Annotated in this window: 12 protein-coding genes; all 12 read right to left on the minus strand. The window is 26.1% G+C overall.

The window, feature by feature from the left end; genetic code table 11:
* Nucleotides 1-4: 4 nt before the first annotated feature.
* The 12 genes from HCG76_RS04405 to HCG76_RS04460 all read right to left on the minus strand — a co-directional run bounded on the left by HCG76_RS04405 (nucleotide 5) and on the right by HCG76_RS04460 (nucleotide 10,733).
* Nucleotides 5-1,198 (minus strand): glycosyltransferase, encoded by a 1,194-nt coding sequence (locus tag HCG76_RS04405; protein WP_221698795.1) that lies wholly within the window; start codon nucleotides 1,196-1,198, stop codon nucleotides 5-7.
* 18 nt (nucleotides 1,199-1,216) lie between these two features.
* Nucleotides 1,217-1,810, minus strand: coding sequence for an acyltransferase (locus HCG76_RS04410; protein WP_221698794.1), 594 nt, complete (start codon nucleotides 1,808-1,810; stop codon nucleotides 1,217-1,219).
* Nucleotides 1,811-1,820: 10 nt separating this feature from the next.
* On the minus strand, nucleotides 1,821-2,558 hold the full coding sequence (locus HCG76_RS04415; RefSeq protein WP_221698793.1) for a glycosyltransferase family 32 protein: 738 nt from the start codon (nucleotides 2,556-2,558) through the stop codon (nucleotides 1,821-1,823).
* 14 nt (nucleotides 2,559-2,572) lie between these two features.
* Nucleotides 2,573-3,646: an EpsG family protein gene (locus HCG76_RS04420; RefSeq protein ID WP_221698792.1), complete on the minus strand. Its 1,074-nt coding sequence runs from the start codon at nucleotides 3,644-3,646 to the stop codon at nucleotides 2,573-2,575.
* A gap of 27 nt (nucleotides 3,647-3,673) precedes the next feature.
* On the minus strand, nucleotides 3,674-4,552 hold the full coding sequence (locus tag HCG76_RS04425; protein WP_221698791.1) for a glycosyltransferase family 2 protein: 879 nt from the start codon (nucleotides 4,550-4,552) through the stop codon (nucleotides 3,674-3,676).
* 20 nt (nucleotides 4,553-4,572) lie between these two features.
* Nucleotides 4,573-5,661: a hypothetical protein gene (locus HCG76_RS04430; protein WP_221698790.1), complete on the minus strand. Its 1,089-nt coding sequence runs from the start codon at nucleotides 5,659-5,661 to the stop codon at nucleotides 4,573-4,575.
* Nucleotides 5,662-5,671: 10 nt separating this feature from the next.
* The gene (locus tag HCG76_RS04435; RefSeq protein ID WP_221698789.1) at nucleotides 5,672-6,784 is read right to left on the minus strand and encodes a glycosyltransferase; all 1,113 of its coding nucleotides are present in this window, start codon (nucleotides 6,782-6,784) and stop codon (nucleotides 5,672-5,674) included.
* Between the two features lie 21 nt (nucleotides 6,785-6,805).
* A complete protein-coding gene (locus HCG76_RS04440) occupies nucleotides 6,806-7,969 on the minus strand; it encodes a glycosyltransferase family 4 protein (protein ID WP_221698788.1) in 1,164 nt (387 codons plus the stop codon).
* A 3-nt stretch (nucleotides 7,970-7,972) separates the two neighbouring features.
* The gene (locus HCG76_RS04445) at nucleotides 7,973-8,623 is read right to left on the minus strand and encodes an acetyltransferase (RefSeq protein WP_221698787.1); all 651 of its coding nucleotides are present in this window, start codon (nucleotides 8,621-8,623) and stop codon (nucleotides 7,973-7,975) included.
* Nucleotides 8,624-8,642: 19 nt separating this feature from the next.
* Nucleotides 8,643-9,335, minus strand: coding sequence for a CpsD/CapB family tyrosine-protein kinase (locus tag HCG76_RS04450; RefSeq protein WP_221698786.1), 693 nt, complete (start codon nucleotides 9,333-9,335; stop codon nucleotides 8,643-8,645).
* Nucleotides 9,286-10,026, minus strand: a complete 741-nt coding sequence (locus HCG76_RS04455) for a YveK family protein (RefSeq protein ID WP_221698785.1) — start codon at nucleotides 10,024-10,026, stop codon at nucleotides 9,286-9,288. Before HCG76_RS04455 ends, HCG76_RS04450 begins: the two co-directional genes overlap by 50 nt.
* Nucleotides 10,027-10,136: 110 nt before the next feature.
* Nucleotides 10,137-10,733 carry a sugar transferase gene (locus tag HCG76_RS04460; protein WP_221698784.1) on the minus strand — a complete coding sequence of 199 codons (597 nt, stop codon included), beginning with the start codon at nucleotides 10,731-10,733 and terminating at the stop codon, nucleotides 10,137-10,139.
* Nucleotides 10,734-10,770: the final 37 nt, after the last annotated feature.

Below are 10,770 nucleotides of genomic sequence, written 5' to 3' on the forward strand. Positions count from 1 at the left end.
CTCATTATCTATATAAACTATATAATTTTTCTAATTCAAAACTGTTAGAATAATCACTACTTTTACAATTGTCTTCTAGTATTTTTAATTTATTTTTATTATTAAATAAATCTTCTATTCCCTTTGCTATTCCCTCAACACTTAATTCACAAATTAATCCATCATATCCATTCTTAACTTGACTTTTAGCTGTTGGATAATTTGTTATTAATACAGGTTTATTTAATATTTGGGCTTCAGTAACTGTAACTGCTTTTCCTTCATATCTAGAAGGTTGTACATATAAATCACATTTCTTCATATAGGGGTATGGATTTGTTTTCTTTCCTAATAAAATAAAACTATTTTCTAAATTATTATCTTTTATTAGTTTTTTTATATTATCCTCATCCCCACCATATCCAACTACATTCCATTTAATATTAGTTAAACCCTTATCATGTAATAACTTCAATGCTTTTACAGCATTATCTATTCCTTTAGCTGGTGAGAATCTGGCTACAGACAATAAATTAAAGTTATTATTTTCACTATTAAAATCACTTATTTTCTCATTAGCCATCTTATTAATAAAATCTACTGCCGTTATATTTTCAAGAACTTTCAATTTATTCAACAAACTGGGATATTTACTTAAAAAAGAGTTTTTACATTCTTCAGATACGGCAAATATATAATCATATTTATCCCACATTTCTAAATCTATATCTATATCAGTTTCAAGTTTAGAATAATCTGTATGTATCCATGCAACCTTTACTTTAGCATTAACCTTTTCTGCTACAAAGTAATGTGGCCAGAGATAACTTATGGCAATATCGTAATTCTTACTTAATTTAGGTAAAAATTTAATTGCATATTTCCACATTAATTGCATTTGAACATATGAACTTTCATTTAATCCTAATCTTTTAGAAACCTTATTGCAATTTTGTCTTGCAAGTAATCTAGTAATTCCTAAAGTTAATTGTCCTTCTTTAAATGTCTGTCCTATTGACTTTCTAAAGGTAGAATATTTTTTATTTTCACTTAATAAATTAGCCTTTTTATTAATTAAATTCATAAAATCCCCAGTATGACTATATAACATTAAGTCAACATTATTATTATCATAATCAAAACTGTCTAACATACTTATTAGACTTCTTTCTACTCCGCCTATCTCCATATCAAAGGATGCAATTAACACGTCTTTCATAAATTTTTACCTCTTTTACTACTTATATTGAATCAAACTCTTTTCTCTCTTATCTACAAATACCGTATTAGCTGGAATATCTCCCTTTACAATACTTCCTGCTGCAATAACAGCATTATCACCAATTACCGTGTTTCTTAAAATAACTGAATTAGCACCAATCCAAACATTTTTTCCTATAATAACTTGTCCAGTTAACATTCTTCCATTGCCAGTTTTTCTAAAATTATGATCATTATCATTTATAGAAACTCCTGGTCCAATCTTTGTGTATTCTCCAATTTCAATTCTATCTATACAATTTATACTGCAATTATCATTAATAAAAACCTTATCTCCTATAATTAACTTTCCACTATAATCAATTCTTATGGTTGTATTTCTTCTAATAAAAACAAATGACTTTATTATTATTTTGCAGTTTTTACTAAATATATCCATTTTACTTCTGCTCTGAATAAAGAATATAGAACTTTTTATATTCTTAAAATAAAAAATTTTATATCTTAATCCTCTTAATACTGAAATAAAATTTGAAAAATACATTACCAAAGCATGATAAAATCCTCTTGTTTTACACTCATTTTTTAATACACTAAATATTTTATTCATATCTCTATCCCTAACTTTTATTTGCTATTTCTCTAATCTTAGCTAAACTTTGTCCTCCAATAACAGTTGATATTACTTTTTTCATTGAAGTTTTTATTCTAGTACTCATTGGCAACCAGCTCTTATAATAATGATGTATTGCATAAGTATTGCTACTATCTTTCATATAACAGTTTATATAATCATATGGTGAAAAATAATCTTGTGGATAAAATGTTGCTATACCTTCTATTTTTTGATATCTTCCATCTAATTTAATACCTAATGACTTAACTAGTTTACTTACTACCGCAACATTTGTTAATGTATCTATGGTTCCATCTTCTTTTACAAACCTTTTACCGTTATATGAATCTAAAAATTGTTTTATTAATTTATTTCCCTTACATGCACCAATTGTACTAGTTGCTATAAAATTTTTTTCTTCAAATCCCCATATTGAATCATTATTTAATAAATTATTAAAACTTTTTTTTACTTCAACATCTGTGTCTAAATATATTCCTCCATAATTATAAAGTGCATATACTCTAACGTAATCACTTACAAATGCAAATTTTCCCTTATCATAAGCTTCTTTTACAAATCTATTGCTATTTATATCAAAAGTATTTTCATTCCATTCTATTAATTCATAATCACTAAGATTTTTTTTCCATGAATCTATACATTTTTTAACTATTATTGGTTTTTCTTTTCCTCCAAACCAACAATAATGTATTATTTTAGGTATTTTATTGTTGTTCACCTTTATTATTCACCTCACTGAGTACCATCATATAAAATTTTATTAATATCTAAATATTTACTTTTATATTGCATATCATATCCTATTACTTGTTCATAATAAAAGAAAATAAAATAACACAACATAAATCCAAAATATAATAATCTCTTTTCTTTTCCATGAAAACAATTTTTTATAATATATGGAATTAAAACAAAGTTATATAATTGAAAATATATTGTAAATCTATTAAATATCCAATTATACATACCAAAAGTTACAAATATTAAATTTATTAGAGCCATATTCACAAATATATTACTCTTTGGCCATTTTTCCTTTAATTCTTCTCTCTTTAAGAAGGCTAATACTACAGGTACAGCATTAACTATTACTCTCATAAAGCTTGATCCCCCCATATCAGAATGATCAGCATAATATCCATAATTAGTATCTTCTAAAGCACCCATTAATGCTGGAAATAATGTTGAAAATCCCATAAATCCAATTGAACTTACTATAATTACAGTAAGTGTAGTTTTAGACCATGCCTCTGATTTTACTATGAAATAAACCGGTATTAATATCAAAACTGACTGATGAAATGGAGAAGCTAAAATAACTAACAAAATAAATAACTTTGTATTTCCTTTTTCTATTACTCTTGTAAATGTAAATACTACTGAAGCTAACATACTTTGTCTTATACCATTCATTGTTGTAGTAAAATATCCTGATGTTATATACATATATATTTCTAACTCTAAACAGCTACAATAATGATATAAATTAAAAACATTAAAACCTACTGTTATTAATGAGGTCATAACTAATAAAAATTGTGGATCAGTATTTATTGTATATAACCAATATTGAAATAATGAGAATCCCCAATCCCCTTCTGTACTAAATTTATAATTATTTAGTAATGAGTAACTATGTTTATATTGAAAAGTATCTCCTATATCATTTCTAAAAGCTGAAATTAAAAACAGTATAAGAAATATTAAAAATGCATAAAAAATTGATAATATTTTTTTATCCTTTGATATTCTACTGATATAACCTGACATATATGTAGATACTAATGCAAAATAAAATGCTCCCATTATTTCACCTCTTTTTCTGCTCTTATCTTATGATGTTTTTTTCATAATATATTTATATAAAACAAAACCTAAAGGAACAGCTAAAATAGTATTTATTTTGCTTGGGCTCTCCTTTATAAAATTCTTATTTTTACTTATTAAATTACTAGAAACATAATGGATACATTCCTTAAACTTAAATAATGGTTTTGCCTTTGGATTATTCAAATTATGAATTCTCAAAAAAGCAAATCCCTTTGGATTTCTTCTATATTGCTTAAGCATATTCATAGAAGATCCATCTTCCATATACTCAACTATACAAACTACTTCATTCATTAAGGCAAGTTCATACTTTCTATCAATCATCGTATACTTATAACTTAAGCTAACATATTTTTCACCTTCAAATATTGGATAAGGATATTCCCTTGTTAATTCACTTCTATAAATAAGCTTTTTATCTCCTTTTAACTTATGCTTATAATGAATATCAAATAAAGTAGAAGTCTTAAGTGTTTCTGGAAATTTATCACCTATAACTTGTCCATTTTCATAGGCATCTAATGCTGCAATTCCAGCTATATTATCCGAGCCATACTTATCCCAAAAAATTAATATCTTTTCCACTGCATCGTTAGGCATATAATCATCAGAATCTATACATGTATTAAGTTCTGTATCAATTAATTTATAAGCTGTATTATGTGCTCCATGCATTCCTTGATTCTTTTGATATTTATATCTAATCTCAATTTTATTTTCTTTAATCCAACTACTTACTAACTCTTTAGTATTATCAGTAGAACCATCATCAATTATTAACCATACAAAATCTTTAACTGTCTGATTTTTTAAACTTTCATAACATTTATTTAATACATATGCTCTATTATATGTAGGTGTAAATACAGTTAATTTCTTCATAAATAAATCCTCTCACTATTTTAATCGTTTAATTTCTCAAAACAAATTTTTAAAGAATTAAATACAAGTTTATCTGGCTTAACATAATTCATATAGTAAATATGATTATTTTTCATCATTTCATATCTCTTATTTTTATTATTTAATAATGAATATATATTATTAATACATTGATCAACATTATTGAATTCTAAATAATTTTTATTTTTTTTGAAATTTCCAGGTAATTCATATTGTAATTTCTCTGATACTATAGCCTTTGATGCAGCAACATATTCACCAAATTTCCACCCAATAGAATCATGTAAGCCTGTTGTTGCTATACATATATCGCTTTCTTTCATCAGATTTAAATATCCATCTCTATTAGTAATTTTTTTATTATTAACTACTATCTCTTTATAATTTTCATTTGAATAATTACTTGGAGTTATACCTCCATTGAAATACCTTCCAAACTCTTTCTGGCAAGCCTTTATACATTCTACTCTTACTTTATTTATTTCAATTCTTTCCTCAATTTTTTCCCTTGGCAATTTGCTTAATTCCACTCCATTTGGATCCCATAATCTTGCAAAGAATAGTATTTTAGGCTCATTATTTAATTTAGGTTTGTTCTCAAAATTTTCTATTAAATATTTATTATTATAATATTGAGAAAAAGGTACTCTTCTTATAAATTTCTTTATTTTTTCATTTTTAGGGTCACTTTTGTATGCTTTATGAGCCATATTTCCTTTTATAGTAGTCATATAATTTAATCCCAAAGGATTAATCTTATATCCATTGAGCAAATTCACATTATATTTTTCACTATAGCTCCTTTTAAAACAAATATCGTATTTATTTAGTATTGAGTCCATAAATTCAATATAACTTTCCCCACATTCTACCAAATTATCGTATCCATCATTAACGTCATATAATACCTTAAACTTATTATCTATCTCTAATTCCACCATATTATAAGGTAATGAAACCCTTGATTCCTCTAACTTTAAATCTATAATCCCTTTTTTACCTAAAATCATAAATCCAGCTATTATTTGATATAAATGTAATGGAACTTGTGATACTCTTAAAATACAAGTTGGCTTACTATCAATCATGCTATTCTCCTTATATTGCTTGTTCTATTTTTAAATATCTACTTTCAATTTTATTAACATAAGACTGAATATTAAAATTACTCTCTATAAAGTTAAAAGCACTTTCACCTAATTCTGTTGATAAGTTTTCATTATTTTTTAGTCTTATAAGTTCATTAATAAATTTATCGTAATCTTCTGAATTAACTAAAATCCCAGTATCATTATTAATAACCTCGCTTATACTACCTACATTCATACTAACGATAGGCTTTTTAAACGCCATTGCTTCTAGCAATACCATAGGCAAACCTTCATATAATGATGGTAAAAAGAAAATATCTATAATTGGATAAAAACTTTTTATATTTTCTTGAAATCCAGTTAAAATAAATAAATCTTCTAAGTTTAATTTTTTAATTAAAGCTTTTATTTCATCCTCTTGAGAACCGTTACCAACTAAAAGAATTATTGCATCATCAAACTTTTCCTTATGTTTTGACAACTCATTTATAAAAGGAATAATTCCCTTTTGCTCATCTAATCTTCCTACAAAACCTAATACCTTTTTATTAGAAGGTATTTTATATTTTGTTACTACTTTCTCTACATCATTTTCATCAACATTAGTTATATATTTTATATCCATTGCATTAGATAATGTTAAGTTCTTATTTTCTTTAAAATAGTCTGTATTTTTCTTATAAAAATCTGTTACAATCTTTCCACATGTAATATTAAAATCATATTTATTTCTTAAATACTTATCTATTCTCTTATTAACTCCATTACCTTTTAAAAATGGATAACAATTATGAATATGAGACACTATCTTCACATCCGCTTTGAAAAGTCTCTTTGCAAGATATGAAATTAAAGATGCAGTATTATCATGTGCATGTACAATTTTAACTTTTTCACTTTTTATAATTTTACTTAACTCAAATGCATTAGCTAATATTTTTTTATTTGAAAATTTTATATTGTAACTATTTATTTGATTTTCTTTAAATACATTAGAAAGCTCTTCTCCACCACAAACAACTATAGGTTCGTAATTCTTAAGATTTTTACATAATAATAATGCCATTCTTTCTGCACCACTCATTTTATTCATTGGTAATACATGCAATACCTTATTCATAATAGTTTTTCGCACTCCTTATCAATTAACTCTATTACTAACATAAGAGGACATTCCCTTCTCATAATTAATTTCAAGTTCAATACTTTCATAAATCTTAAGCAATTCACTATTTACACTTTCAATATCATATTTTTTAATCTCATTAGATACATTGAATTCTCTATCCCTTGAAAGGTAATACTTTTCTATAGCTTTAGCTGTTTCTTCATAATCACCAACATTAACTAAAGTTCCTACAGTTTCATTACAAATAAGATCCCTACAACCCCTAATATTTGTTGCAATTACTTTCCTACCAGAAGCCATAAACTCCATAATATTTCGAGGTAATCCTTCTCTATAAGACATCAATATACCAATATCTGATATATTTATTAATTTATTTACATCCTGTCTATATCCTAACATAAATATATTATTTTGTAAATTTCTTGAAATTATCTGTTGTTCTAAATCTTCTCTCATATCTCCATCACCAATACAAAAAACCTTTATATTAGAATATTGCTTTTTCAATGTATCAATAGCGTTAATTAACTGTATATGATTTTTATTTTTATTAAGTTCTGCAATCATTAAAACTATAAAATCATTATCTGTTATTCCAAGCTCTTTCTTTTTCTCTAAAATTTCATCATTACTTAATTTTTTATATTTACTTAAATCAAGCCCAACTCCATTAAGTAAATAAGAAATTCTAGGTTTAAGCTTTTCCTTAGTTATTTCATAATCTTCTTTATTTATATTAATAATTACATCAGTTAACTTTGCCATAATTTTTTCTATTGGATAATATACTAACCAAGCTAACTTAGAACCGCCTTTTAAGAAATGATATCCATGAGCAGTATATATTGTTTTTAAATTAGGATAACTTAGTTTTAATAATCTTCCGTAAATAGCTGCTATTGGTGTATGAACATGAACAATATCATAATTATTTATTTTTTGAATTTCTCTTAACCTCATAAAAGCTTTTAAGTTATTAACTTTTAATGGACTTCTTGAAAATGGGATACCAAATATCCTTACCCCTTTATTTAATAATATTTTATTAATATTTTGATCATTAGCACATGCACAATCTACCTGATATCCATTATCTAAAAGCATCTCAATATGAGGTATTAAAAATGCATTTATAGTCCTACTTAATGTTGTTATATACAATATTTTTTTCATATATTATACCTCATTAACTTTTATTACTTTTGCAGGTACTCCAACAACTACACATTTATCATTAATATCATTAATAACAACTGATCCAGCTCCTAAAATACAATTATTACCAATTGTTTTACCTTGAATTACTTGTGTTCCTGTACCTATTTCCGTACATTTACCAACAATACAATTACCTGAAATATTACAATTTGGATAAACAGTTGTAAAATCCCCTATTCTAGTATCATGACCGATTGTACAATCCAAGTTAATTATAGAATGTTTTCCTATTTTTATGTTTACAGTTAATATATTTGCTGCACATATTATACTACCCTCGCCAATAGTATTATGATTCTTAGACATTATTACTGATGGATGAATTAATGTTGCTGCTTTTATTTCTAATTTTTCACACTTTTCTTTAACTATTCTTTCTCTTATCATAGACTTTCCTATAGCGCATACATAGTATATATCATCTTTATCTTCTAAAAATTCAAATCCACCTAATACTTTATATCCATTTATAATTTCTCCATGATTCTGAATGTTTTCATCTATAAAACCTAGTAAATTCCATTGATTACTTATTTTATTAATATCTTCTATTAACCATGCAACTTCCCTAGCAAATCCACCTGCACCTATTATCACTATATCTTTCATCACTAATCTCCACATCTATCTATTTCTTCTTAAATCTTTTACCCTTTTTACTACTTTTAACCTCATCATAATATCCGTAATATTTATTATCTAAAGACTTATCACACTCATTTAGAACTGTACCTATAACATTAGCTCTAACATCAATAAGCTGATCATAAGTTTGCTTAATCATATTTTCTTTAGTTTTTCTAGCCTTAACAACAATTAAGGTTGCATCTGCCTTTGATGCTAAAAGTAAAGCATCACTCACTGGAAGTATTGGTGGTGTATCAAGAATTATATAATCAAAGTTAATAGATAACTCATTTATTAAATCTTGCATTGATTTTGACCCTAATATTTCTGATGGATTAGGAGGAATTGTTCCTGCTGTTATTAAAAATAGTGAATTATCAATCTTTTTAATAACACTCTTTAAGTCTGTATTTCCAATTAACACATCTGTTATGCCTTCTCTATTTGATATAAAAAAGTTGTAATGCATAGCAGGCTTTCTAAGATCACAATCAATTACTAAAACTCTTGCTCCATCTTGATTGAAAACATGTGCTAAATTTCCTACAACAGTTGATTTTCCTTCACCCATTATAGAGCTTGTTACTACTATGGTCTTTATTGGTTTATCTATAGAAGAAAACTTTATACTAGTTCTTAAGCTTCTATAGGCTTCCGCTGACAGTGACCTCGGCATCTCCTTTGTTACAAACATTTTTATTCTCCTTTCTGAATTCTTTTTCTACTACAGGTATACTTCCTAATACAGGTACTGGTATTATTTTTTCTAATTGCTTCTTAGAAACTATTCTATTATCTAAATAATCTAAAACTAAAATTAATCCAATTGATAAAATTATTCCTGCTGCAAATGCTATAATAGGAAGCTTCCTTTTATTTGGATATATAGTAGTTACTCTAGCTTCACTTAATATATTAGGATTTGTTCCTGGCATTATTTCCTTAACCTTATTTAATAACTCATCGCATACTGCATCTAAAGTTTCTGCCATTTGCTTATCTGTATAACTTGAATAAGTTATATTAACTATTGGAGTATTTTCTGAAGATGAAAAACTTAATGCTGAAGCAACTTCAAGAGACGTTTTATCAATTTTATGTTTCTTTAAGGTATCATCTAAAAAACCATCTATTCTTGATATTTCACTAAATATAGTTATAAACTGTGAATAATAACTTAATTCCTCTTGTGAATAAATATCAAGCATATCATTGCTATTTCCCATAAACACCTTAGCATTTGCACTATAGCTTGGCTGTAAATTTGCTACCTTTAATACTGCTAAAGTAGTTGTAATTGCTGTAATAACAATAATTATCCAGAATCTTTTTTTAAACAAATACCACACTTCTTCAAACTCAAAATTAATTAATTTTTCTTCCATCTTCATCCTCCTGTCCTCTGTTCATAATTAGTAAAGTAATCTCCCATTTTATCTTTTATCTATATAAACTATTTAACATCTTAATTTTCTAACATACTATTTACCATTTTCTAATTACTTCCATTGAAGTATTCCATAGTAACAGTCTCACTTTGATTTATTCCTTCCCTTTTAACTACTTTCCAAAAAGTTAAAAAGAAAATCTTAATATCAAGCCAAAGTGACCAATTATCTACATACCAAACATCAAGCTTAAACTTTTCACTCCAAGTAATTGAGTTTCTTCCATTTATTTGTGCCCATCCAGTAAGACCTGGAAGAACATCATGTCTTCTAATTTGTTCATCATTGTAACATTCAAGATACTGAACTAATAAAGCTCTTGGCCCCACTAAGCTCATATCACCTTTTATAATATTTATAAGCTCCGGTAATTCATCTAAACTAAAGCTTCTTAAAAAGCTTCCAAACTTAGTTACTCTTTCATTATCACTAAGTAGGTTCCCATCTTTATCCCTTGAATCTTTCATTGTTCTAAACTTAATCATTTTAAAGACTTTATTATCTTTACCAACTCTTTCTTGAACAAAGAAAGCTGGCCCACCAAGATTTATTAATATTAATACATAAATAACTAACATTAGTGGTGATAAAACAATTAATACCGCCGACGATATAATAAGATCTAATAATCTTTTAACAAGCATTTATATTTCCCCATTCCCTTATAACTTATAGTCCTTA

Origin of the sequence: Clostridium sp. K13, from assembly GCF_019734195.1 — a bacterium.
Lineage (GTDB): Bacteria > Bacillota > Clostridia > Clostridiales > Clostridiaceae > Clostridium.

What these genes read in the sequence shown, in the direction of transcription:
- HCG76_RS04425 (WP_221698791.1), bottom strand. Translation starts at nt 4,552, where the DNA reads ATGAAGAAATTAACTGTATTTACACCTACATATAATAGAGCATATGTA.
- HCG76_RS04455 (WP_221698785.1), bottom strand. Translation starts at nt 10,026, where the DNA reads ATGGAAGAAAAATTAATTAATTTTGAGTTTGAAGAAGTGTGGTATTTG.
- HCG76_RS04450 (WP_221698786.1), bottom strand. Translation starts at nt 9,335, where the DNA reads ATGTTTGTAACAAAGGAGATGCCGAGGTCACTGTCAGCGGAAGCCTAT.
- HCG76_RS04420 (WP_221698792.1), bottom strand. Translation starts at nt 3,646, where the DNA reads ATGGGAGCATTTTATTTTGCATTAGTATCTACATATATGTCAGGTTAT.
- HCG76_RS04440 (WP_221698788.1), bottom strand. Translation starts at nt 7,969, where the DNA reads ATGAAAAAAATATTGTATATAACAACATTAAGTAGGACTATAAATGCA.
- HCG76_RS04435 (WP_221698789.1), bottom strand. Translation starts at nt 6,784, where the DNA reads ATGAATAAGGTATTGCATGTATTACCAATGAATAAAATGAGTGGTGCA.
- HCG76_RS04445 (WP_221698787.1), bottom strand. Translation starts at nt 8,623, where the DNA reads ATGAAAGATATAGTGATAATAGGTGCAGGTGGATTTGCTAGGGAAGTT.
- HCG76_RS04410 (WP_221698794.1), bottom strand. Translation starts at nt 1,810, where the DNA reads ATGAATAAAATATTTAGTGTATTAAAAAATGAGTGTAAAACAAGAGGA.
- HCG76_RS04460 (WP_221698784.1), bottom strand. Translation starts at nt 10,733, where the DNA reads ATGCTTGTTAAAAGATTATTAGATCTTATTATATCGTCGGCGGTATTA.
- HCG76_RS04405 (WP_221698795.1), bottom strand. Translation starts at nt 1,198, where the DNA reads ATGAAAGACGTGTTAATTGCATCCTTTGATATGGAGATAGGCGGAGTA.
- HCG76_RS04430 (WP_221698790.1), bottom strand. Translation starts at nt 5,661, where the DNA reads ATGATTGATAGTAAGCCAACTTGTATTTTAAGAGTATCACAAGTTCCA.